Here is a 23,086-nt window from a genome sequence, read left to right as displayed (position 1 = left end):
CGCGGGAGCGTCATGCGTGAGATCCGTTATGTCGGCGACCCGGTCCTGCGCACGCCCGCCGAACCGGTGACGGATTTCGACAAGGAGCTGCGGCGGCTGATCGACGACATGTTCTCGGTCATGTACGCCGCCGACGGCGTCGGCCTGGCCGGGCCCCAGATCGGCGTCGCGAGGCGGCTGTTCGTCTACGACATCAGCAACCGCAAGGGCCACGTGATCAACCCCGAGCTGGTCGTCGACGACCCCGAGGAGGTCGTCGAGGAGGAGGGCTGCCTGTCGGTGCCCGGGAAGCAGACCGGCAAGCCGTTGTACGCGCCGACCCCCCGGGCCGCCGGGGCCACGATCCGCGGCCTGGACAGGCTCGGCCGGCCGGTGGAGGTCAAGGCGCGCGGAATGCTCGCGCGCTGCTTCCAGCACGAGTTCGACCACCTGGAGGGCACCCTCTACGTCGACCGGCTGGCCAAGGACGAACGCAGGAAGATCCTCCTCCAGACGCCGTAGTCTTCACACGTGAATGGCCTTGACCTCGAGGTATTCCTCAAGGCCGTGTCGGCCGAGCTCCCTGCCGACGCCTGAGCGCTTGTAGCCGCCGAAGGGCGCCTGGGGGTTGAACCGGCCGCCGTTGACGTGCACCTGTCCCGTGCGCAGTCTGCGCGCCACGGCCAGCGCCTTGTCGTCCGTGCCCGCCCACACCGCCCCCGCCAGGCCGTACGGCGTGCCGTTGGCGATGGAGACGGCGTCGTCCTCCGAGGCGTACGGGACGACCGACAGTACGGGACCGAAGATCTCCTCCTGCTCGATGGCCATCCCGGGGGCGACGCCGGCGAAGATCGTGGGCTCGACGTAGAAACCCCGGCCGACGGGGTTGTCCGTGCCGCCGTATACGAGCCGGGCGCCCTCCTCATGGCCCCGGTTGATGTAGCGGACCACCCGCGCGCGCTGGGCGGCGGAGACCAGGGGCCCGAGGCGGGTCTCCTCGGCGAACGGGTCACCGGGGACATAGGCGCCGGCCGTCTGGACGGCGAGGGCGACGGCGTCGTCGTACTGGTCCCAGTGGACGAGCATGCGGCTCCACGCCGTGCAGGTCTGGCCCGAGTTCACGAAGGCGTTGGCGACGCCCGCCTTGACCGCGGTCTCGATGTCGGCGTCGGGAAGGATGATGTTGGCCGATTTTCCGCCGAGCTCCAGCGCGACCTTCTTGACCGTCTCGGCCGCCAGCGCCGCCACCCGCCTCCCGGCCGCCGTCGAGCCGGTGAACGACACCATGTCGACGCCGGGGTGGGTCGCGATCGCCTCGCCGACCACCGGGCCGTAACCGCTGACCATGTTGAAGACGCCGGGTGGCAGGCCGACCTCGTGGAAGATGTCCGCCAGCGCGTAGGCCGCGAGGGGGGCCACCTCGCTGGGCTTGAGCACCACCGTGCAGCCGGCCGCGAGCGCCGGAGCGACCTTGCAGATCACCTGGTGGAGCGGATAGTTCCACGGGGTGATCGCGCCGACGACACCAACGGGCTCCCTGACGACCAGCGAGTTGCCGACCTTGCCCTCGTCGAACTCGTAGGTTTCCGCGAGCTCCGCGTAGGACGCCAGCACTCCGGCGGGCATCAGGGTCTGAACCTTCAGCGCGAAACGGAGCGGGGAGCCCATGTCCGTGGCGATCGTCTCGGCCATCTGGCCGGCGCGTTCCTCCAGCAGCCGGGCGGCGTCCGCGAGGAGCTTGCCCCGCTCGGCGGGAGCCGTACCGGACCAGGAGGGGAAGGCCGCGCGCGCCGCCGTGACCGCGGCGTCGACGTCACCCGGCCATCCCGAGGGGACGCGGTCGACGACCTCCTCGGTGGCGGGATTGATCACGTCGATGCCCTCGCCGGAGGCCGAAGGGGTCCAGGCTCCATTCACGTAAAGGTGACGCATCAACCCTCATCCTCGCGCGGCGGCTGTCCTTGTCGTGAGCGTCTGCGGCCGCGCATGCCGGACAGGACGGGATACGCGGTTTCCCCTGTCAATACTGGCCTCTCAAGGTCCACTTCCGCCAGTAAGAAGGAACGGGTATCGCCGCCGCCGCGGGGGCGTCGGCGCCGTTAATCCCGGTAGGGGACGACTTGAATGCCGGGTTGTCGGCCTGGCATGGCAGGATTCAGGGAACCCTCTCGCGACGGGGCGTAGGGGGATCGGGGCGATGGTGCATCTTGAGGAGCAGGTGTGGCAGGCAATTTGACGCGTGACGAAGCCCGGGAGCGAGCCCGGCTGCTGACCGTCCAGTCGTACGGGGTCGAACTCGATCTGACGGAAGGGGAGGACCGGTTCGAGAGCATCACGACGGTCCACTTCACCTCCACCCGCCCGGGGGCCGACACCTTCATCGACCTGCATGGGGCGCACGTTCGCAAGATCGTGCTGAACGGCGCCGACCTCGACCCGGCGTCCTACGACGCGGAGAAGGGTCGCATCCCGCTGCCGGGGCTGGCCGAGCACAACGAGCTGCGCATCGACGCCGACGCGTCCTACATGCGCACGGGTGAGGGCCTCCACCGTTTCGTCGACCCCGTCGACCAGCAGGTCTACCTCCACAGCCAGTTCGAGACGGCCGACGCGCACCGCATGTACGCGTGCTTCGACCAGCCCGACCTCAAGGCGACCTTCGAGCTGACCGTCCTCGCCCCGGGGAGCTGGGAGGTCGTCTCCAACGCCGCCCCCGACTCCGTCGAGGCGCTCGACGAGCACCACGGGCGGCACGGCACACTCCAGGAGGCGCGGCGCTGGCACTTCCCGCCCACTCCCGTCATGTCGACCTACATCACCGCGCTCATCGCCGGGCCGTACGCCGTGGTCCGCGACGAGCACGACGGCATCCCGCTGGGCGTCTTCGTGCGCCGCTCCCTGGCCGAGCACCTGGACGCCGAGAACATCTTCGAGGTCACCAAGCAGGGCTTCGACTTCTTCCACCGCGTCTTCGGCCTGCGCTACCCGTTCGGCAAGTACGACCAGCTGTTCGTGCCGGAGTTCAACGCGGGCGCCATGGAGAACGCGGGCGCCGTCACCTTCCTGGAGGACTACGTCTTCCGGTCCCGCGTGACGGACGCGCTGGTCGAGCGCCGCGCGGAGACGATCCTGCACGAGATGGCGCACATGTGGTTCGGCGACCTCGTCACCATGCGCTGGTGGGACGACCTGTGGCTGAACGAGTCGTTCGCCACGTACATGTCCGTGCTGTGCCAGGCCGAGGCGACCCGCTGGGGCCAGGGCGCGTGGACCACGTTCGCCAACGTCGAGAAGGCGTGGGCGTACCGGCAGGACCAGCTGCCCTCCACCCACCCGATCGCGGCCGACATCCCGGACATGCAGGCGGTCGAGGTCAACTTCGACGGCATCACGTACGCCAAGGGCGCCTCGGTGCTCAAGCAGCTCGTCGCCTACGTCGGGCTGGAGAACTTCCTGGCCGGCGTGCGCGACTACTTCAACGAGCACGCCTGGGGCAACACGACCCTGCAGGACCTCCTGTCGGCCCTGGAGCGCACCTCGGGCCGCGACCTGTCGTCGTGGTCCAAGGAGTGGCTGGAGACCTCCTGGGTCAACACCCTGCGCCCGTCGTTCACCACCGACGACGAGGGCCGTTTCCTGACCTTCGACGTGCTGCAGGAGGCGCCGCAGGAGCATCCCACGCTGCGCTCGCACCGGGTCGCGGTCGGCCTGTACTCCCTGGTGGACGGCGTCCTCACCCGGACCCGCCGGGTCGAGCTCGACGTCGTCGGCTCCCGCACCCCCGTGGCCGAGCTCGTCGGCGAGGTCAGGCCCGACCTGGTGCTGATCAACGACGACGACCTGACGTACGCGAAGGTCCGGCTCGACTCGCGGTCGCTGGAGACGCTGGTGAACGGCGGCATCGCCGCATTCCAGGACTCTCTGCCGCGCGCGCTGTGCTGGTCGGCGGCCTGGGACATGACCCGCGACGGCGAGATGGCCACCCGCGACTACGTGGCTCTGGTCATCTCGGGCATCGACTCGGTCAAGGACATCACGGTCGTGCAGGCGGTGCTCCGCCAGGCCCGGCAGGCGATCCAGCAGTACGCCGACCCGGTCTGGCGCGACACCGGCCTGGCCCGGCTCGCCGCGGCGCTGCGCGCCCTGATCGGCACGGCCGAGCCCGGCTCGGACCACCAGTTGGCCTACGTCAACGCCTTCACCGCGGTCGCCACGTCACCCGACGACCTGGCGTTCGTGCGGGGCGTCCTCGACGGCACCGCCGTTCCCGAGGGCCTCGCGGTCGACACCGACCTGCGTTGGACGCTCACGCATGCGCTGGTCTCCGGCGGAGTCCTCGGCGCGGACGACATCGATGCCGAGCTGGCCCGTGACGCCACGGCCACGGGTGAGCGGTCCGCGGCGTTGAGCCGCGCCTCGATCCCCACGGCGGAGGCCAAGGCGCGGACGTGGAACACGATCGTGGGCGGCGGGCTGAGCGGCGCGCTGCTCCGCTCGACCATCCTCGGCTTCATGGACCCGCACCATGTCGACCTGCTCGAGCCGTACGGACAGAAGTACCTCGACGAGGTGGGCCGGATCTGGGCGGAGTGGACCTTCGACTCAGCGCAGAACTTCGTGGTCGGCTGCTACCCCGCCCTGCTGATCAGCCCGGAGACCGTGGCGAAGACCCAGGACCATATCTCGGCAACGCAGCCTCCGCACGCGCTGCGGCGGCTGTTGCTCGAGGGCGCCGACGGCATCGGCCGTGCGCTGCGGGCCAGGGCCAAGGACGTCTCGGCGGAGTGAGTCCAGCCCGGATCTGAGGATCGGAGGCCACGGTGCACACGCGCCGTGGCCTCCGGCGTTCTCTTCCCTGCCCGCGTCCGGCGGCCGCTCCCACCGGTCGCCGGGAGGCGGCGTCTCGCGCCTTTCACCAGTTGATCGGCGGTATGAAAGCCCCGCGCAAGCGCGATGCAAGCCACCAGCGGTGACATGATCGCGCGGGATCGTTTACAGCACGGAAGGTCCCGTTCTAACGTCCCTTCCAGGAGGCCCCCCGTGATTACTTTGATCGTCGTGATCGTCATCGTGGCCGTGCTGGCCCTGATGATCGTCTCTGTTTACAACCGCCTGGTCCGCAGCAGGAACGCGGTGGACAACGCCTGGGCGCAGATCGACGTGCAGCTCAAGCGCAGGTATGACCTGATCCCCAACCTCGTGGAGACGGTGAAGGGCTACGCGGCCCACGAGCGGCAGACCCTCGAGGCCGTGACCGCCGCGCGGTCGACGGCCATCAACGCGCAGGGCCCGGCCGACCGGGCAGCGGCCGAGAACGCGCTCACCGGAGCCCTGAAGAACCTGTTCGCCGTCGCTGAGTCCTACCCCGACCTCAAGGCCAGCCGCAACTTCGCCGAGCTCCAGGAGGAGCTCGCCACCACGGAGAACCGGATCGCCTACTCCCGGCAGTACTACAACGACGCGGTTCTCACCTACAACAACGCGATCCAGACGGTTCCCGCCAACATCGTCGCCGGCATGACCGGGTTCACCGCGCGGGTCTACTTCCAGGCCCCCGGCGAGGAGCGCGGCACGGTTCAGGTGCGGTTCTAGCCATGACGCTGTGGATCGGCGCAGCCGTCGCCGCCGGCGTCTGGCTGCTGCTCCTGTTCTCGATGGCCATGGCGACCAAGACCCCGGACGTCAAGCCAGGGCCTGCCACCGGCGCTCTGGGCGAGGAGTCCCCCGCCCTCGTCGACCTGATCACCGGCGGCTGGCGGCTGACCGGCGAGGCGGCCTCGGCCACGGTGCTCGACCTGGCCGCCAAGGGCGCCCTGGCGATCGAGGAGGTCGGCCCCGAGTTCTCACTCGTACGGCTCCGCCGCGAGCCCGGCGACCTGAAGCCCTACGAGAAGCTCGTCTACGACCATGTCCGCTCGCTCGCCGTCGACGGCGTCGTGGCGACCGGGGCCCTCGCCGAGGGTTCGCGTGACATCGGCCGCTGGCGGAAGAGCTTCCGCAAGAAGGTGATCGTCGAGGCCCGGGCGCTGGGGTTGTCCCGTATGCGCTGGAGCAAGGCCCAGGCCGCGCTCCTCTGGGTGACGGCGGCCGGTGTCGCGGTGATGGTCGGGATCGCGGCAGAAGCCTCCGGCTTCGCGGCGGACACCCCCGACTCGGAGGGCAGCCCCGGCGTCGCAGCCGGATTCTTCTGCTTGCTGCTGCTCGGCGGCCTGATGAGCAGGCTCAACGGAGAGCGCGGCACCAAGCTCGGCGCCGAGACGGCGGGCCGCTGGCTGGGGGTGCAGAAGCACCTGGCCGACACCGGGCGCTTCGGTGAGCAGCCCGCCGCGTCCGTCACGATCTGGGGCCGGCATCTGGCGTACGCCGCGGCGCTCGGCCTCGCACCCCGCGCCGTGACGAGCCTGCCGATCACCACGACGGCCGACGCCAACCGGGCGTGGTCCGACTACGGCGGCATGTGGCACCCCGTCCAGGTGCGCTACCGGTCCCGCAGGTTCTGGGGTCGCAAGCCGCTGACGTTGATCGGCCACGGTCTGCTCGCGGGCATGATGATCGGGGTCTGGGTCTTCATCGGCCTGGGTTTCGCCACGGCCTACGACTTGTGGCCGCAGGCGCTGCTCGTACCCACACCGTTGCTGATCGCCGGGACCATCGCGGCCATCCCGATCGCCTTCACGATCATCGACTACAGCGGCAACACCGTCATCGAGGGACAGATCGTCCGGCTGCGGGTGTTCGGCGAATCCAGTGGCGACAGCCCGTCGAACCCCTCCTACTACTGCGCCATCGACGAGGGCCGTTCCCGGGAGGTCGACGCCTTCGGCCTGTCCGCCGAGCACTATGGCCCCCTCAGCGAGGGCGACCGGGTGCGGGCGGTCGCCGGCCGGAAGCTGGGCTGGATCAGGAACATCGAGGTCCTCGAGCGTGCCCGCCCTCGCGGCACCACCTACGACGACACCGGGGAGCACAAGATCGACGCCCCGGAGCACCTCGGCGAGGTCAAGGTCATCCCGGGTCGCACCAGGAACGAGGACACGGAGGACGAGGGAGGTGTGCGCCCGGCAGACCTGGTCACCCCCGCCGACATCAAGCAGGCCCTGGGGCTCGACGTGGGTCCCGCTGAGGCGTACACGGACACGCCGGTGCTCCCCGCCGTGGTCCGCATCCGGTCGATCCGCTACCGGACGGCCACGGGCACCACAGTCGACGTGCACGCCGGAACGGGCAGGCGATCCCGCACGCTCATGGTCCTCCCCTCCGCCCTGTCACGGGCCCAGGGGCGGCAGATCAAGGGATTGGGGATCAACGCGATGCTCCACCCCGGAATCGTGAGCGTCGTGACGGACCAGGGCACGTTCATGATCCACGTGACGTCGGCCTCGGGGCCGCCGTCGTCGGACAAGATGATGGACCTGGCCCACACGGCCGCGGAGCGGATGAGCCGCCTGCCGCAAGGGCGCAGGTGACGGGCCTGCGGATCGACTCCGCCCGGGACCTGCTGGTCGCCCTGGCCGGCAGGTACTCCTTCGGCGACGTCGGGGCTCTCGCGCCGGCGGTGCTGAAGGACGGCGAGCGTGTGGAGCTGGTGGTCACGGCCTGCGAGTTCGGGCAGCGGCTGCTGACGCTCGACGCCGAGGACTTCGCCGCCGAGGTCAGCCCGCACGCCGTGCCCGCCGACCTGCGCAGGCGGGCCCGCGACTGCAACATGCCGCAGACGGCGAAATCGCAGCCCCGGGGCGCGCTGGAGTCGATGCGCCCCGCGTACGGCCTCTTCCTGGATGTGATCGAGGCCCGCTGGCGGCGGCGTGAGTTCAGCGCGATGATCGCCGCCGTCCACATCGCGAGCGAGTATCTTCCGCTCCTCGCGTTCGAGCCCGCGCTCGGGCACGGAGGCGACCCGGTCCGGTGGCCGGAGGGGCTGCGCGCCCCCGGCAGCAGGTTCGGCGTCATCGGCGACCGGGTGTGCGCACACACGCGGGCCGAGCAGTCGGCCGCCGAGCGCACGCTGCGGGTGGCGGTCGAGCCCTCCACCGGCTGGCGGGCCTACCTCGACCGGCAGCACAGCAAGGTCGCCGGAGCCCTCGCCACGTGCGTGGCGCGATGCCGCCACCCGTGCCCGGCGATGGACTGGGTGCCCGACCGCGAGGACCTCGCGCGGCGTGCCGAGGTGGCGCTGGCGTTCGCCAATTCCCCCCTCGTACGGCTCCGCCACGCCGCCCCGGTCGGACACGGCTTCGGCGTTCCCTCAGCCGAGGAGGTGCTGGACGCCTGGGAGCGCAGCCGCGCGCACCTGGCCAGGACCGCCGTGGGCCATGAGGCGGCAGCGGACGACGGTTTCCCGCTTCCCGGCCTGCCCACCCTGCTGTCGGCGGTGGCCGCCGCGCCCGTGGGTCCCGGCGGCCTGCTCGCCGACGTGAGCGCCCATCTGGTTCACCTGCTCGGCTGACCGGCTCTACCAGACGGGCGGGCGGCGCTCGCCCCAGAAGCCGCCCACGGACGCCTCGATCTGGGCCGACAACGAGATGAGGGTGCCCTCGTCGCCGAAGGCGCCGGCGAGCATCACGCCGACGGGCAGCCCGTCGGGCGTCCAGTAGAGCGGGAGGTTGACGGCCGGCTGGCCGCTCACGTTGTACATGGCGGCGAACGGCGCGAAGTGCTTCATCCGCTCGAACGTCTCCTCCGGGGAGTCCACGTCCTCGAACCAGCCGACCGGCACGGGCGGCTGCGTGACCGTGGGGGTCAGCACCGCGTCGAAGGCGTCGGTGACCAGCATGGCGAACCGGGTGGCGAGCTGCAGCGCCGACTGTGCCTGGAGGAAGGCCGGGGCGGGCACGGCCTGCCCGCGCTCTCTCAGCCAGGCGGTGAGCGGGCGCAGCTTCGACTCCATCTCCTTGGCGACCGGATGCATGCACGAGAAGCCGAACCACAACTTCTCGAACTCCGGCACCATGTCGCCGCCGAACGGAGGGGCGATCTCCACGACCTCGTGGCCGAGCGCCTCCAGCACCGCCGAGGCGCTCTCGTAGGCGGCCAGCACGTCGGGGTGGACCTCGGCTCCGGGAACGGCGGGGGTGGCGTAGCGGGCGATGCGCCTCCGGCCCGGATCCCTGCCCACGTAGGCGGAGAACGAGCCCAGGGCGGGCGGAGGCGCCCAGTAGAGGTCCCCCGGGTTGTTGTGCGTCATCACGTCGAGCAGCGCCGCGGCGTCGGCGACGTTCCTGGTGATCGGGCCGTTGGTCGACAGACCCGCGAGGTCCGGCACGATGGGCGCCCACGAGACCCGCCCTCTCGTCGGCTTGATGCCGTACAGGCCGCAGACGGAGGCGGGGATGCGGATCGATCCGGCGCCGTCGCTGCCCTGGGCGGCGGGAGCGAGGCCCGCGGCCACGGCGGCGGCGGCTCCCCCGCTCGACCCTCCGGCTGACCGGGTCAGATCCCACGGGGTGCGCGCGGGGTCGCCGACGTAGGTCTCGGTGTAGCACGGCAGCCCGAACTCGGGCGTGCTGGTCTTGCCGAGCATGATCGTGCCCGCGTCCCTGAGCTTCTCGACGACGCTGTCGTCCACCGGGGCGACGAACCCCTCGTACGTGGCCGACCCGAAGCGGATCGGCACGTCCTTCACGAGGTTGAGGTCTTTGATCGGGACCGGCACGCCCAGCAGCGGCGGGAGATCGGCCGCGTCCTCCCGTGTGACGAGCGCCTCCTGCTCGCGCGCCTGATCGAGGGCCCGTTCGGCGGTGAGGGTGACGAACGCGCCGACGGCGCCGCCGAGCCGTTCGGCGCGCTCCAGATAGTGCTCGGTGATCTCTACCGGGGACAGTTCCCGCGTTCGTACGGCGGCCGCCTGATCAAGGGCGGTAAGATCATGAATGTGCGCCACGCTACTGAACGGTAAGCCGAAGCGGGCGAGATATCTAGAGAAGATACCCAGCCCGCGGCACGGCGAATCAACTCAAGCAGGCCACAAAAGTATGAACCATCCAACACTAGGCACCCGCCGACCACTCAATTACGGTGAGTGATGTGGATACCGGTCTAGCGCCAGAAGACGGTCACGATACGTCACCCATCTGGGTGAGTGACCACCCGTCGGAACGCCCCCCGACACCGCCTGACGCTCCGGCGTCGACATACGCGCCGGTCGAGCGTGCGTCTGTCAAGAGTCTGCTTCAGCATCCCCGCTACCGCCATCTGCGGCTGCGCGCCCTGCTCGCGGTGAGCGTCGGCGCCGTGACGGGGGTGCTGCTGACCAGCTGGCGGCTGGGCGTCACCTTCGCGATCATCGCGGCGGTCGCCGACACCGTCTACCGGGCCAGGACCGTGTCGTCGGTGCCCGCCTGGCGGCGCGCCTCGGCGGCGGAGCGGCGGACGGAGGCGCAGCTGAAGAAGCTGGAGCGCAACGGCTACCGGACTCTCCATGCGCGTGCCATCCCCTCGAGCGAGGCCCAGATCGACCACCTGGTCGTCGGCCCGACCGGCGTCTACGCCGTGGACTCGGAGAAGTGGGACAAGCGCCTGCCGGTGCGGGTGCAGTCGCACCGCAAGCTGTTCCACGGGCCGTTCAACCGCAAGCCCCGGCTCGACGAGGCCCGGTGGGAGGCGACGCAGGCAGGCGATCTGATCAGCAAGGCGCTGGGACGCGAGGTCACGGTCGTACCGTCGCTGGCGATCTACGGCCCGCCGATCCCGTGGCGCATCCTCAACATCCGCGACGTCGACGTCTTCTCCGGCAGCCTCGTCCGCAAGTGGATCACCAAGCGGGAGAGGTCGCTCACGACCGCCGAGATCGAGTCGATCTACCGGGCCGCCGACCGGGTGCTTCCGCCGCGCTATCCCGAGTAGTGGACCACCGGTCTCAGCAGCCGGGCGAGAGCCGTACCATTTGAAGACTCATAGTCTTCTGATGGGAGTCAGGCCATGCCCGCCCTCAGGTCTCGTACGGTCACCCACGGCAGGAACATGGCCGGTGCCCGGGCGCTGCTCCGGGCGACGGGAGTAGCGGGCAGCGACTTCGGCAAACCGATCATCGCGGTCGCCAACAGCTTCACGCAGTTCGTGCCCGGCCATGTGCATCTCCGCGAGGTCGGCGACGTCGTGGCCGCGGCGGTCCGGGAGGCCGGAGCCATCCCGCGCGAGTTCAACACGATCGCGGTCGACGACGGCATCGCGATGGGCCACGGCGGCATGCTCTACTCGCTGCCGTCGCGCGAGCTGATCGCCGACGCGGTCGAATACATGGTCAACGCGCACTGCGCGGACGCGCTGATCTGCATCTCCAACTGCGACAAGATCACTCCGGGCATGCTGCTCGCCGCCTTCCGGCTGAACATCCCGACGGTCTTCGTCTCCGGCGGCCCCATGGAGGCCGGCAAGACCCCGGGCCGCAAGCTCGACCTGATCGACCCCATGATCGCCGCGGCCGACGACAGCGTCTCCGACGCCGATCTGCTGGCGATGGAGGAGAGCGCCTGCCCGACCTGCGGGTCCTGCAGCGGCATGTTCACCGCCAACTCGATGAACTGCCTCACCGAGGCGATCGGCCTGGCCCTGCCGGGCAACGGCACCACGCTGGCCACCCACACCGCACGCAAGGCGCTCTTCGAGGAGGCCGGGCGCACGGTGGTCGAGATCACCAAGCGCTACTACGAGCAGGACGACGAGTCGGTCCTGCCGAGGAGCATCGCGACCCGTGACGCGTTCGAGAACGCCATGGCCCTCGACGTCGCCATGGGCGGCTCGACCAACACGATCCTCCACCTGCTGGCGGCGGCCAGGGAGGCCGGAGTCGACTTCGGGCTGAAGGAGATCAACGAGGTCTCGCTGCGCGTGCCCTGCCTGTGCAAGGTCGCGCCCGCCACCGCGAAGTACCACGTCGAGGACGTGCACCGCGCGGGCGGCATCCCGGCCATTCTCGGCGAGCTCGACCGGGCTGGCCTGCTGCATCGGGACGTTCACAGCATCCACGGGGCCACGCTGGGCGACTACCTCGCGAAGTGGGATCCGAAGTCGCCGGAGGTCACCGACGAGGCGATCGAGCTGTGGCACGCGGCCCCGGGCAACGTCCGCACGGTCAAGGCCTACTCGCAGAACGCCCGGTGGGACTCGCTCGACCTCGACCGGGAGGCGGGCTGCATCCGCGACCTCGAGCACGCCTACACCCGTGACGGCGGCCTCGCCGTGCTGTACGGAAACATCGCGCCCGACGGCGCCATCGTGAAGACGGCCGGTGTCGACGAGTCGATCTGGACCTTCTCCGGCCCGGCCGTGGTCTTCGAGTCGCAGGAGGACGCCGTCGACGGCATCCTGGGCGGCAAGGTCAAGGAGGGCGACGTCGTCGTCATCCGGTACGAGGGCCCCAAGGGCGGGCCGGGCATGCAGGAGATGCTCTACCCGACGAGCTTCCTCAAGGGCAGGGGCCTCGGCAAGGCGTGCGCCCTGATCACCGACGGCCGTTTCTCCGGCGGGACCTCCGGCCTGTCGATCGGCCACGCCTCGCCCGAGGCGGCCGAGGGCGGCGTCATCGCCCTGGTCGAAGACGGGGACACCATCGCGATCGACATCCCGAACCGGTCGATCGAGCTGAAGGTGGCCGACGACGAGCTCGCCGTCCGCCGCGAGCGCATCCTGGCCGACCTCGGCGGCTTCCGCCCGCGTGACCGGCACCGGCCGGTCTCGGCGGCGCTGCAGGCGTACGCGGCGATGACGACCTCGGCCTCCACCGGCGCCTCTCGCGACCTGTCGCAGCTGTCCCGGTAGCCGGATTGCGATAATCCGTTCGGAAAAATGTCAGTGGTGCCGGTTATTGTCAAGGTATGGCAAACGTCACAAGGCACCCGGCACCTCTGACGACCGCTGAGCTCGCCGCACTGGCCCTGTCCCTGGCCCACCTGGGGGCGGGGCCCCAGTCCGTGACCGCCCGTCGTGGGCTGCGCCACGCGTTCGAGCACCTCGACCTGGACGACGACGTCATCGCCACCACCCTGTCCACCCTCACCACACCGCTGCCGGCGGACGTGGCCCGGCGCGCGCGGGCCGCGGCGGGCGCCATCACGGCACGGCTGGTGGTCCGCCTGCAGTACCACGACGCCTCCGGCAGGCTCACCGTGCGCGACGTGGAGCCGGTGACGTGCCTGGTCCACCGGGAGTTCTGGTACCTCGTGGGCTGGTGCCGGATGCGGCGCGGGATCAGAGCGTTCCGCTTCGACCGCATCGTCTCGGTCGAGCCCACCGACCTGCCAGCCCGGCCGCACCTGTCGGAGCGTTACCTGCCCTTCCAGCGCCGCGCAGCGGCCTGACGGGCGTTCCTATCCGCAGCAAGCGCCGCCACAGCAGCCGCCACCCGAGGAGCGGGGCGCGGAGGCCGTGGCGGCCTTGCCGGTGACGGCGACCGTGGACAGCAGCTTGACGGTGTCGTCATGCCCTGAGGGGCAGGCTGCGGGGGCGTTGGCCTCGGCCATCGGCCGGTTCAGCTCGAACGTCGATCCGCAGGCGCGGCAGCGGTAGTCATAGCGCGGCATGCCCAAAGAATACGACCTACCCGAAATGGATCGTGGCGTAGTCGGCCACCGGCCGGTAGCCGAGGCCCTGGTAGATCGAGTTCGATGTGGGATTGGCGAGATCGGTGAACAACAGCACCTCGGTGGCCCCCGCGTCCAGGGCCAGGCGGGTGACCGCGTGCGTCACCGCCGAGCCGTACCCGTGGCGGCGGTGGTCGGGAGGGGTGTAGACGGGCCCCACGCGCGACATCCCCGCCAGCGGACGGGACACGCAGGCCAGGGCGACCGGCCTGCCCCCGTCCTCCCACAGGAGCAGCTCCTCCCGGTTGATCCGGGCGGAGACCACGGGCGTGGGATCGGCCTCCACGTCGACGTCGGCCTCCCGCTGGAAGTCGACGAACCACCGGGTGGCCAGGTCGACGTCGGCGGCGACAGCCGTACGGGCCCTGCCGGGGGCGAACGGGGGGACGAGGGCGTCGAGCCGGTAGAGCCGCTCGCTTCTGCGGTCCTTCTCAGGCCGCCACCACTCCTGGGCGAACGCCTCGGCCACGTCGAGCGGGCCGCTGACCCCGGCGACCGAGCGCTCCCGCTCGAGCAGGCCGGCCGCGAGCGCCGGCAGCCCCCCGAGCGGGACGACACCGAGGAGCAGCGGGTACGGCGCCGTATGAACGAACGCGCCCCGGACGGCCCTTTCGTCGGTCAGCCAGCCCATGAGGGGGTCCTCCGAGAACTGGCCGCTCCGCAACCCGCGCAGCACGGTCAGGGGGACCGTGTTCCGCACCGGGTCGCGGAGCAGCCACGGCTCGGCGGCCGCCGCGTACTCCTCGGCATCCGTGGTGAACGTCCAATTCATGCCGGTGCGGTCACGCCGCGGACTTCTCGAGGTAGGGCGCCCACTGCGGGTCTCCATCGAGCTGCGCGCCGATGAGCCGCCAGTGGGCGCCTCGTGGCACCACCGGGGCGACGCGCAGCGTCCACCCCAGTTCCTCCAGCAGTCTGTCGGCCTTGCTGTGATTGCACGTCATGCAGGATGCGACGCAGTTCTCCCAGGTGTGGGGGCCTCCCTTGGAACGCGGGATGACATGGTCGATGGTCTCGGCCCGCTGGTCGCAGTAGGCGCAGCGGAAGTCGTCACGCCTCATCAGCGCGGCCCGCGTGAGCGGAATCCGGGACCGGTAGGGGATGCGGACGTAGCGTCGCAGCCTGATGACGGAGGGCACGTCGAGCGTCCGGGTGGCCGAGCGCAGGACCGCCCCCCGTCCGTCGCGGTGCACAACCTCCGCCTTGTCCCGCAGCACCAGGATCACGGCCCGGTGCAGGGAGAGCGTGGTCAGGGGTTCGTAGGTGGCGTTGAGTAGAAGAACTTGGCGCATCAGCCGGCCTCCACAGCTATCTCTGAAGTCGGCGTGAAACAGCCTGGCGTGACCGTCACACACGTCGGCACGAGATAGCCGGGGACTCGCGTCTCCGGCACGGCTGTGCGCCCTGGTTGTGGGCCCGTCGGTTGGGACCCGCATGCATCCGTCACAGGGACCTCCGCCGGACGGTCCAGCGGATGGACACCACGGCACCGCCCTTCACCAAAGTGTGGCCTTTGTGGCGGCCACTCCGCCACCCCATAACCAAGGCAGGGAGTTGACGACTGGGACGCCTGATGCTTGTTATGCCCAGGCGATCGTCCCTTTACTCCCTTCTTGGCCAGGTGAGGCCGCATGTACGCCTCGGACCTCCGACTGCTTTAAAGTGCGAGCATGACCCGACAGCCGTACCCGCCCGCCCGCCGTGACGACATCGTCGACGAGTTGCACGGGACCCCGGTCCCCGACCCGTACCGGTGGCTGGAGGACCCGGACGACCCGGCCGTCAAGGAATGGCTGGAGGCGCAGGACGAGGTTTTCCGCGGCACCGAACTGCCGGGCCGCGAGCGCCTCCGCGACCGCGTGGCCGAGCTGCTCAGGTCGGGATCGGTCGGAACTCCGGCGTGGCGCGGGGAGCGGCGCTTCTTCACCCGGCGCACCCCCGACCAGGAGCATCCGGTGCTTCATGTGGCCGACGAGGCGGGCGAGCGCGTTCTGCTCGACCCGATGACGCTCGACCCCTCCGGCCTCACCACGCTCGACTCCTACCAGCCGGACAAGGAAGGCCGGCTGCTGGCCTACCAGATCTCCGAGGGCGGCGACGAGGAGTCGAAGCTCTACGTGATCGACGTCGCCGACGGCTCAACCGTCGAGGGCCCGATCGACCGCTGCCGCTACTCCCCCGTCGCCTGGCTGCCCGGCGGCGAGGCGTTCTACTACGTCCGCAAGCTGGCCCCCTCCGAGGTGCCCGCCGGTGAGGAGCAGTTCCACCGGCGGGTCTACCTGCACCGCGTCCGCCAGTCCCCCGACGACGACGTGCTGATCTTCGGGGACGGCCTGGAGAAGACCAACTACTACGGCGTCTCGGTCTCCAGGGACGGCCGGTGGTTGTCGATCTCGGCCTCGCGCGGCACGGCTCCGCGCAACGACCTGTGGGTGGCCGACCTGTCCGCCTCTCCCGCCGAGAACCCCGAGCTGATCACCGTCCAGGAGGACGTGGACGCCCAGACGGGCCTGCTGTTCGGCCGCGACGGGCGGCTCTACGTCTTCACCGACCTCGACGCGCCGCGCGGCCGGATCTGCGTCACCTCGCCGGAGACCCCCACGCGCGAGCACTGGCGTGACCTGATCCCCGAGGACTCCGAGGCCGTGTTGTCCGACTTCGCGATCCTCGACGACCTTCCCGAGCCGGTCATGCTCGTCGGCTGGACCAGGCACGCGATCTCCGAGATCTCCGTCCACGCGTTGGAAAGCGGGCAGCGGACCGGCATGGTGCCGGTTCCCGGCCTCGGCACGATCGGCGGCATCGTCGAGCGGCCCGAGGGCGGCCACGAGGCCTGGTTCGCCTACACCGACAACGTCTCCCCCACCGCCGTCCACCGATTCGACGCGCTGACCGGCGAGACCACCCTGTGGGCGGCCCCGCCCGGCGCCGTCGAGGTGCCGGCGGTGCACGCCGAGCAGGTGGTCTACCGCTCCAAGGACGGCACCGAGGTCCACATGCTGATCGTCTCCCGTGAGGGGTCGGGCCCGCGGCCCACGATCCTGTACGGCTACGGCGGTTTCGGCATCTCCATGACCCCGGGCTATTCCGCCTCGACGCTGGCCTGGGTGGAGGCGGGCGGCGTCTACGCCGTCGCCCAGCTTCGCGGCGGCGGCGAGGAGGGTGAGCAGTGGCACCGCGCCGGCATGCTCGGCAACAAGCAGAACGTGTTCGACGATCTCCACGCCGCCGCGGAGCACCTGATCGCGACCGGGGTGACCACTCGGGAGCAACTCGCGATCTCGGGCGGCTCCAACGGCGGCCTGCTCGTCGGCGCGGCGCTCACCCAGCGTCCCGACCTGTACGCGGCGGTGGTGTGCTCGGCTCCGTTGCTCGACATGATCCGCTATGAGAAGTTCGGCCTCGGCGCCACCTGGAACGTCGAGTACGGCTCGGCCGACGTGCCCGAGGAGTTCGCCTGGTTGTGGAGCTACTCGCCCTACCACCACGCCCGTGAGGGCGTCTCCTACCCGGCGACGCTGTTCACCGTCTTCGGCTCCGACACCCGGGTGCATCCCCTGCACGCCTGGAAGACGGCGGCCGCTCTCCAGCACGCCCAGGCCGGGGACAGCCCGATCCTGCTGCGCAACGAGACGGAGGTCGGCCACGGCGCCCGCGCGGTGAGCAAGTCCGTGGAGCTCGCGGCCGACCAGCTCGCCTTCCTGGCCCGCCACACGGGCCTGGGGATCAACGCGGGAAGATGACCGTCTTGTGGCCGTCGAGCAGCACGCGGTGCTCCGCGTGCCAGCCGACGGCACGGGCCAGCGCCCGGCACTCGACGTCACGGCCCATCGCGACGAGGTCGTCCGGGGTGTGCGTGTGGTTCACCCGGGCGACCTCCTGCTCGATGATCGGCCCCTCGTCGAGGTCCGACGTCACGTAGTGGGCGGTCGCCCCGATCAGCTTGACGCCGCGGGAGTGGGCCTGGTGGTACGGCTTGGCGCCCTTGAACGACGGCAGGAACGAGTGGTGGATGTTGATCATCCGTCCGGCTAGCTTGGCGCACACGTCGTCCGACAGCACCTGCATGTAGCGCGCCAGCACGACCACGTCCGCCTGGTAGTGGTCGACCAGCGTGAGGACCTCCGCCTCCTGCTTGGCCCGGGTGTCGGCCGTGACCGGCAGGTGGTGGTAGTCGATGCCGTACGACTGGGTGAGGGGGCGCAGGTCGGGGTGGTTGGAGGCCACGCCCACGATGTCGATCGCCAGCGTGCCCGAGCGAACCCGGTAGAGGAGATCGTTGAGGCAGTGGTCGAACTTGCTGACCAGCAGCAACGCCTTGGTCTTGACCGCACGGTCGAAGATCTGCAAATCCATGCCGAACTCGGGGGCGAGCGCGGCGAAAGCCGTACGGAGCTCGTCGAGGCCGAGTTCGCTCACGAACTGGACGCGCATGAAGAACCTTTGCGCGATCGGGTCGCCGAACTGCTGGCTTTCGGTGATGTTGCCGCCCTGCCGGGCCAGCAACCCGGAGACGGCGGCGACCACTCCAGGACGGTCGGGACAGGACAGGGTCAGCACATACTCAGCGCTCATGCCTTGATCCTCAGCGAGGGGTGCGTTTTACCCGACCAAGCGTAGGGGCATCACCTTCGCCGGACGGATGCCCCCACGCCGGATCAGCCGGCCTCGTGCCGTTCGAGGGCCTCGCGGATGTCGGGATCGTCGGGTGCCAGATCATGGGCCCGGCGCAGGTCCCGCCCGGCCTCGTCATCCCGCCCAAGCGCCGACAGCGCCGTGGCCCGGTTGAAGTAGACCGCCGCGTCCTCCTCGATCGCGAGGGCACGGGTGAGGTCGTCGACCGCGCCCGCGGCGTCGCCGGTCTCGTACCGCAGGATCGCCCGGTTGGCCCAGGCCGACGCCAGCTTGGGATCGGCCCGCAAAGCGGCGTCGAACGCCGCATGCGCCTCGGAGAACCTTCCCTCCGCGGTCTCCAGCTGGCCGAGCACGCCGTGGAGGTGCGCGTTGCCCGGGTCGATGGAGATCCCGGCGGCCACGTCCCGCCGCGCCGCGTCGTGGTCGCCCAGCATCTCGAGGATCCCCGCCCGGTTCACGTACGCGTCGAGATAGCCGGGATCGAGCTCGATCACATGATCGAGGTCGGCCCTGGCGCGCTCCAGGTCCCCGGACGCGAGGCGGAGCTCGGCCCGGTTGTAGTACGCCTCGGGCATCGGCGGGCTCACCGCCATCGCGGTCTCGTAGTCAGCCAGTGCGTCGTCCACGCGGCCCAGCTCGAGGAGCAGGTTGCCCCGGTCGAGGTAGTGGTCGGGGAAGACGGGGTCGATGGCGATGGCCCGGTCGAAGTCGCGCAGCGCGTCTTTCGCTCTGCCGGTCCTGGCCAGCAGCTGGGCCCTGTTGGCCAACAGGACCATCCGATGCACCGGGTGCGCGTCCGCAGGCAGGTCGCGCTCCGCGAGGTCGATCGCCGACTCCACCAGGTCGAGCGCCGAGGTGACCCGGCCCTGCCGCAGCTCGATCAGGGCGCGGCCGTTCTGGTCGAACCCGAGCTTGAAGGCCCGCTCCCGCCGGTCCGGCAGCAGCGTCGAGATCGCCACCGCCTCGTTGATCCATCCGGTTGCCCGGCCCAGATCTCGCTGCTCGGGGTCCGGGTGCCGGGCGTCCAGCATGGCCGTGCCGTACGCGCATGCCGCGTGCACAACCGGGTCCATGCTCTCGCGGCGAGCCCGGTCGTAGAGCTCGCGGGCGCGGTCGCGGCGCCCGAGCCCGCCCAGGGCGGTGGCCGTACGCTGCGTGAAGCGCCACCACAGGTCGGACCCGGGTTCGGCCAGACGCAGGCCGCGCGGGCCCAGCTCGGCGACGGCGTGCAGGAAGCCCTCGGTGACGCATCGGTCCACCGCCGCCCACAGGGCCTGGAGGGCGGCCTCGGGATCGCTGCCGTGCTCCAGGTGGTACAGCCTGGCGCCCAGGGCGAACTCCTCGCCGAGCTCCGCGGCCCGCAGGTCGTGCAGCCGCTGCCGCTCGGCCGCGGGCAGTTCGAGGTAGGCCTGATGGGCGGAGTCGTCATCGCCCGTGCCGTCCGCGGCGACGTAGTCGGCGGCCGAACCGGAATCGTGGTCTCCGGCGGCGTCCACGACGGTCATCGGGATGTCGAGGGGACGCTGCGGCGATCCCAGGGCGAGGGCCAGATCACCCACCCGGCGTGCCAGTACGGCCAGCAACTCGCGGTCGGTGGGGTCCGCCTGGTGGACGTTGTCCACGATGAGGGCGTGCGGCCCGGACAGGCAGTCGCGGATGAACTCCGCGAGCCCGTTGGCGATGCGGAGCGTGCGCCGGGGGGCAGGCACGAGGATCCGCTCGTTCTCGGGCAGGCGCGCCTCGATGGTGTCACGCCGTAAGGGCACGAGGGGACGCAGGTCTGGCGCGGCGGCCCGGATCTCGATGTCGTGCCGTGCCACCAGGTCGGGGGAACGCTCCAACGCGACCGGAACGAGCTCGCGCAAGATGGCGCTGCCGACCGTGTAGGGACCACGCAGCCGCCGGTGCCCGTTGACGACCGGCGCCACAAGGGGAGGCGACTCCAGTGCACGGAGCGCTGCCACGCGATCGCGAGAGCTGTCCCCCCGGACCCAGATGTGGCGAGAGCGGCCTCTCACCCCTTGTGGATGACGCTCGACGTACCCGTGAGCTTCGTCGTGCCCGGCTTACGAACCATGATCTTCTTCATTGTGCCTCTTTCCCCGTCCTAACGGATAAGGCACAAGTATTGGTACAAACCAGCGATCCGCCAAGGGCCCAAATATATTTCTCTATCTAGTGAAAACCTGCGAAACACCGGCATTCAGCATCTTCTCGCCATAGAGGACGACGGCGTTGCCTCTGACCTCCCGCCGTAGCTCGCGCCACCCTGCTTTGCGGTAGAGCTCAAGCGCGGCGACCTGCTGGAGCGTGGTGTCGCCACGGAGCACCGAGTAGCCGAGCGCACCGGCCCGCTCCTCCAGCGCCGCCATGATCAAACCGCCGTAGCCCCGGCGCTGATGCTCCGGATGCACCCGCAGCCGGCACATCTCCGCCGTCTGGTCATCGATCCGGCGCAACCCGCCCATGGCCACGATGCCCGATCCCGTCACCTCTCCGACGAGGAAATCCCCTCGATCGGACAGATAGACCTCACTGATCCGCGGAAAGTCGTCGTCGTAATAGACGCCGTCGCCGGGGAGCAGGCCCACCTGGGCCAGGCCGATCTGGTGAAGAGCCCACACCGCGTCGAGATCCGACCAGCGGTACTGCCGGATCCTCAGTGTCGCGACCATGTCACGCCTTTCCCGAGCCTCGTCACAGGACGTCCTCGACGGGCATGTAGGTCGTCCGCGACTCGGGGGCGAGGCACTCGCGGTAGTCCTTCAGCGCGGGGTGTTCGCCGTACTTGGACTGGACGGACTTGAGCAGGTCGTGGGCGGGGCGCATGATCAGCTCGGTGCGGTGAGCACCGTCGACCATCTCGATGGCCTGGCGTCCCATCCGCAACGCCTCGTCCACGTCCCCTTCGATGAATCGGCACATCGCCCGGTCGAACCGGATGAGCGTCTGGTCGAGGAGGTCTTCGCCCGAATACTTCCCCAGGGCCTGTTCGAGCACGACGTCGGCTTCCAGGGTCTGCCCCAGCTTCACCAGCACGTCGCCTTGGTAGAAGTACAACTGCCGCTCGGTATAGCCGAAGGCGGCGTCTTCCTGGTCGTTCACGCTCATCTGCGCGAACGCCTGACGGGCCCGGTGGAGCGCGCGTTTCGCCTGCTCGACGACGTCCTGCCGTGATCCGTTGGCACCGGCCAGCATGGCCAGCGCCCTGGCCTCGACGACGGGGGCCATCGTCCTGGCGGCGCACGGAGTGTGCCCCGCCATGTCGCGGCTCTTCTTCGCCAGGGTCAGCGCTTCGCGCGGGTCGCCGTAGTAGAGCGGCACCAGGGCCTCACGCGCCGTGACCCAGGCCCGCAGCGCCCTGTCGCCCGTCTCGTCGGCCGCCGTGCGCCCGGTGCGGAAGAACGAACGGGCCAGACGGTGGTCGCCCAGGTCGATCATGATCATTCCGGACAGTCCCGCGAGTTGTGCCGCCATCCGGCTGAGCCGCTCCTGGACGTCGACGGGCTGGCGTCGCTCCATGGCCTTGCGCACGGACGAGAACTCGAGCATGACGTCGCAGAGGAGCCGCAGGGGCGGCGTATTCATGTATTGCCGGCCGAAGCCGTTCGTGGACTGCTCCCACTGGTCGAGCATCGCAGGGGAGACACTGGCCGACACCATGGTGTCGTCCATTCTTCTCCTGATGTTCTCGACCGCGCCGAGCAACTGACTGTCCATGCCGACGCCCGCGGTGGCAGCACCCCCGCCGGCGAGTAGCTTCAACAACGTCCTCCGTAGCACGTTCTCGTCCTCCTCGCCCCCATCCGCCGAGAACCGGCCGCCGTCTTGTGGCACCGGCAGGTCACGCGGCCTGAGGGAAGTGTCGGGTCGTTCTTCTTGCAGCTCCACGACACCGGCGTCGCCGGACACCGGCTGACCGTGACCGTTGCCGCAGATGCAGGGACCATCGAATCCCAGCGAGGGCGGCTCGACACGGTAGACCGCGCACAGATAGTGGAGGTATTCCGGGCCCGGCCGCTTCATGCCCGACTCGTAGGCGGACAGAAGTGTCTCACCGATGCCGGGAGCGGGTTTGCCGTCCCGTTCGAACAGAGCTCTGACCTGTTCGATCACATCGGCGAGCGCGATGCCGTTCGAGAGACGATGGGACTTGATCCTCGTGGTGCCGAACTGCGCGCCACACACCTCGTGGATCTCCTCGGCGATCGTCGCCAGGCTGTGCCCGACCGCCAGGCCACGAGCTCGGACCCGGCGCGCGATCTCCGTCTCCCTGTGCTGCCTGCCGGACATTCCGGCCCCTCTCTTCGCGACCGGCTTCACTCGCCGTTCACGTGGTCCCGACCGGTCCTCATCTGTAAACGGAGAGTAACACCACTGTCGCGCTCCGCCTACCGATAATGATGGCGCAAGCTTTACCCGACGTTGCAACAAGCCCGCGCGTGCTGACTAAGGATCGTCCTCCGATAGGGGTTTTCTTTCAACCCACTTGGGTTTTCCTTCACCACAGGGCCCTCTTCCCCTCGTTGACCCATTGAGTTCGGTGAGTCATGGTGGGCGCACCAGGCCGAAGATGCAGGATCGCAAAGTGTCGATTCCGGCCGAAACGAAATGAAGGAGGGACGCACCGTGGGCGAGGACGATGTGCGGCGACTGGAGCACCTGGTCTCCGAGCTCGATGCCCGAGGGCTGGTCGCACGCGTCGTGCACGCGCCGTCGGGTCGCGCCTACGTGCGCGTCATCAATCCGAACGCGACGAGCCTCACGGAGAACGTCGTCTGCCAGGCCGCCGACTACTGGTGGTCGTGGGGCGAGCGCATGCATCAGGCCGACGATCCTGCCGGCGCGGCCACCAAGGTCGCCCGCGTACTCGCCGCGGTGAGCGAGTAGGAGAG

Annotated in this window: 19 protein-coding genes; 10 read left to right on the top strand and 9 right to left on the bottom strand. The window is 69.9% G+C overall.

The genetic code is table 11. The features are described from left to right. Nucleotides 1-12: 12 nt before the first annotated feature. A complete protein-coding gene (gene def / locus Pth03_RS19725; RefSeq protein ID WP_203945791.1) occupies nucleotides 13-501 on the top strand; it encodes a peptide deformylase in 489 nt (162 codons plus the stop codon). A gap of 3 nt (nucleotides 502-504) precedes the next feature. Here def and Pth03_RS19720 read toward each other — a convergent pair whose 3' ends face one another. Next, nucleotides 505-1,911 carry an aldehyde dehydrogenase family protein gene (locus Pth03_RS19720; RefSeq protein ID WP_203945790.1) on the bottom strand — a complete coding sequence of 469 codons (1,407 nt, stop codon included), beginning with the start codon at nucleotides 1,909-1,911 and terminating at the stop codon, nucleotides 505-507. Between the two features lie 288 nt (nucleotides 1,912-2,199). Between Pth03_RS19720 and pepN the strand changes: the two genes are divergently transcribed. From pepN to Pth03_RS19700, 4 genes are all read left to right on the top strand, one after another. Continuing rightward, entirely contained in the window at nucleotides 2,200-4,767 is a 2,568-nt protein-coding gene (gene pepN, locus Pth03_RS19715; RefSeq protein WP_203945789.1) for an aminopeptidase N, read from the top strand. 252 nt (nucleotides 4,768-5,019) lie between these two features. After that, the gene (locus Pth03_RS19710) at nucleotides 5,020-5,571 is read left to right on the top strand and encodes a LemA family protein (RefSeq protein ID WP_203945788.1); all 552 of its coding nucleotides are present in this window, start codon (nucleotides 5,020-5,022) and stop codon (nucleotides 5,569-5,571) included. A 2-nt stretch (nucleotides 5,572-5,573) separates the two neighbouring features. Then, entirely contained in the window at nucleotides 5,574-7,445 is a 1,872-nt protein-coding gene (locus tag Pth03_RS19705) for a DUF2207 family protein (RefSeq protein WP_203945787.1), read from the top strand. Continuing rightward, on the top strand, nucleotides 7,442-8,425 hold the full coding sequence (locus Pth03_RS19700) for a hypothetical protein (RefSeq protein ID WP_239119190.1): 984 nt from the start codon (nucleotides 7,442-7,444) through the stop codon (nucleotides 8,423-8,425). Before Pth03_RS19705 ends, Pth03_RS19700 begins: the two co-directional genes overlap by 4 nt. Nucleotides 8,426-8,431: 6 nt before the next feature. Here the strand turns inward: Pth03_RS19700 and Pth03_RS19695 are convergent, their stop codons facing one another. Beyond that, nucleotides 8,432-9,859: an amidase gene (locus Pth03_RS19695; RefSeq protein ID WP_203945786.1), complete on the bottom strand. Its 1,428-nt coding sequence runs from the start codon at nucleotides 9,857-9,859 to the stop codon at nucleotides 8,432-8,434. A gap of 194 nt (nucleotides 9,860-10,053) precedes the next feature. Between Pth03_RS19695 and Pth03_RS19690 the strand changes: the two genes are divergently transcribed. The 3 genes from Pth03_RS19690 (at nucleotide 10,054) to Pth03_RS19680 (ending at nucleotide 13,274) form a co-directional block, all read left to right on the top strand. Further along, nucleotides 10,054-10,821, top strand: coding sequence for a nuclease-related domain-containing protein (locus Pth03_RS19690; RefSeq protein WP_239119189.1), 768 nt, complete (start codon nucleotides 10,054-10,056; stop codon nucleotides 10,819-10,821). Between the two features lie 75 nt (nucleotides 10,822-10,896). Then, entirely contained in the window at nucleotides 10,897-12,735 is a 1,839-nt protein-coding gene (gene ilvD / locus Pth03_RS19685) for a dihydroxy-acid dehydratase (protein ID WP_203945784.1), read from the top strand. A gap of 56 nt (nucleotides 12,736-12,791) precedes the next feature. Continuing rightward, complete coding sequence (locus Pth03_RS19680) at nucleotides 12,792-13,274, top strand: helix-turn-helix transcriptional regulator (protein WP_203945783.1); 483 nt, start codon at nucleotides 12,792-12,794, stop codon at nucleotides 13,272-13,274. Between the two features lie 9 nt (nucleotides 13,275-13,283). On the opposite strand, the gene Pth03_RS19675 is transcribed toward Pth03_RS19680, so the two are convergent. From Pth03_RS19675 to Pth03_RS19665, 3 genes are read right to left on the bottom strand one after another with little or no spacing between them, the layout of a single operon-like run. Continuing rightward, nucleotides 13,284-13,496, bottom strand: coding sequence for an FmdB family zinc ribbon protein (locus Pth03_RS19675; protein ID WP_203945782.1), 213 nt, complete (start codon nucleotides 13,494-13,496; stop codon nucleotides 13,284-13,286). A gap of 16 nt (nucleotides 13,497-13,512) precedes the next feature. Next, on the bottom strand, nucleotides 13,513-14,328 hold the full coding sequence (locus tag Pth03_RS19670) for a GNAT family N-acetyltransferase (RefSeq protein ID WP_203945781.1): 816 nt from the start codon (nucleotides 14,326-14,328) through the stop codon (nucleotides 13,513-13,515). A gap of 10 nt (nucleotides 14,329-14,338) precedes the next feature. After that, entirely contained in the window at nucleotides 14,339-14,848 is a 510-nt protein-coding gene (locus Pth03_RS19665) for an HNH endonuclease (RefSeq protein ID WP_203945780.1), read from the bottom strand. A 378-nt stretch (nucleotides 14,849-15,226) separates the two neighbouring features. Between Pth03_RS19665 and Pth03_RS19660 the strand changes: the two genes are divergently transcribed. Then, nucleotides 15,227-17,299, top strand: coding sequence for a prolyl oligopeptidase family serine peptidase (locus Pth03_RS19660; RefSeq protein ID WP_203945779.1), 2,073 nt, complete (start codon nucleotides 15,227-15,229; stop codon nucleotides 17,297-17,299). On the opposite strand, the gene purU is transcribed toward Pth03_RS19660, so the two are convergent. From purU to Pth03_RS19640, 4 genes are all read right to left on the bottom strand, one after another. Further along, nucleotides 17,283-18,131: a formyltetrahydrofolate deformylase gene (gene purU, locus Pth03_RS19655; RefSeq protein WP_203945778.1), complete on the bottom strand. Its 849-nt coding sequence runs from the start codon at nucleotides 18,129-18,131 to the stop codon at nucleotides 17,283-17,285. The two genes, Pth03_RS19660 and purU, sit on opposite strands and share 17 nt — an antisense overlap. A gap of 83 nt (nucleotides 18,132-18,214) precedes the next feature. After that, nucleotides 18,215-20,155 (bottom strand): tetratricopeptide repeat protein, encoded by a 1,941-nt coding sequence (locus Pth03_RS19650; protein WP_203945777.1) that lies wholly within the window; start codon nucleotides 20,153-20,155, stop codon nucleotides 18,215-18,217. A gap of 207 nt (nucleotides 20,156-20,362) precedes the next feature. Next, nucleotides 20,363-20,866, bottom strand: coding sequence for a GNAT family N-acetyltransferase (locus Pth03_RS19645; protein WP_203945776.1), 504 nt, complete (start codon nucleotides 20,864-20,866; stop codon nucleotides 20,363-20,365). Between the two features lie 22 nt (nucleotides 20,867-20,888). Further along, a complete protein-coding gene (locus Pth03_RS19640; protein WP_203945775.1) occupies nucleotides 20,889-22,484 on the bottom strand; it encodes an NsdA family TPR-like regulatory protein in 1,596 nt (531 codons plus the stop codon). Nucleotides 22,485-22,820: 336 nt separating this feature from the next. Here Pth03_RS19640 and Pth03_RS19635 point away from each other — a divergent pair, with 336 nt between their 5' ends. Next, nucleotides 22,821-23,081 carry a hypothetical protein gene (locus Pth03_RS19635; RefSeq protein WP_203945774.1) on the top strand — a complete coding sequence of 87 codons (261 nt, stop codon included), beginning with the start codon at nucleotides 22,821-22,823 and terminating at the stop codon, nucleotides 23,079-23,081. Nucleotides 23,082-23,086 lie beyond the last annotated feature (5 nt).

The organism is Planotetraspora thailandica, assembly GCF_016863335.1.
GTDB classification, from domain to species: Bacteria; Actinomycetota; Actinomycetes; order Streptosporangiales; family Streptosporangiaceae; genus Planotetraspora; species Planotetraspora thailandica.
The sequence above is the reverse complement of the archived record's forward strand: the minus strand, read 5'-3'. Positions and strand labels throughout refer to the sequence as shown.

Excerpts from the sequence above, each read along its gene's own strand:
- def (WP_203945791.1), top strand. The coding sequence starts at position 13 with ATGCGTGAGATCCGTTATGTCGGCGACCCGGTCCTGCGCACGCCCGCC.
- Pth03_RS19720 (WP_203945790.1), bottom strand. The coding sequence starts at position 1,911 with ATGCGTCACCTTTACGTGAATGGAGCCTGGACCCCTTCGGCCTCCGGC.
- Pth03_RS19705 (WP_203945787.1), top strand. The coding sequence starts at position 5,574 with ATGACGCTGTGGATCGGCGCAGCCGTCGCCGCCGGCGTCTGGCTGCTG.
- ilvD (WP_203945784.1), top strand. The coding sequence starts at position 10,897 with ATGCCCGCCCTCAGGTCTCGTACGGTCACCCACGGCAGGAACATGGCC.
- Pth03_RS19680 (WP_203945783.1), top strand. The coding sequence starts at position 12,792 with ATGGCAAACGTCACAAGGCACCCGGCACCTCTGACGACCGCTGAGCTC.
- Pth03_RS19675 (WP_203945782.1), bottom strand. The coding sequence starts at position 13,496 with ATGCCGCGCTATGACTACCGCTGCCGCGCCTGCGGATCGACGTTCGAG.
- Pth03_RS19670 (WP_203945781.1), bottom strand. The coding sequence starts at position 14,328 with ATGAATTGGACGTTCACCACGGATGCCGAGGAGTACGCGGCGGCCGCC.
- Pth03_RS19665 (WP_203945780.1), bottom strand. The coding sequence starts at position 14,848 with ATGCGCCAAGTTCTTCTACTCAACGCCACCTACGAACCCCTGACCACG.
- Pth03_RS19660 (WP_203945779.1), top strand. The coding sequence starts at position 15,227 with ATGACCCGACAGCCGTACCCGCCCGCCCGCCGTGACGACATCGTCGAC.
- purU (WP_203945778.1), bottom strand. The coding sequence starts at position 18,131 with ATGAGCGCTGAGTATGTGCTGACCCTGTCCTGTCCCGACCGTCCTGGA.
- Pth03_RS19645 (WP_203945776.1), bottom strand. The coding sequence starts at position 20,866 with ATGGTCGCGACACTGAGGATCCGGCAGTACCGCTGGTCGGATCTCGAC.
- Pth03_RS19640 (WP_203945775.1), bottom strand. The coding sequence starts at position 22,484 with ATGTCCGGCAGGCAGCACAGGGAGACGGAGATCGCGCGCCGGGTCCGA.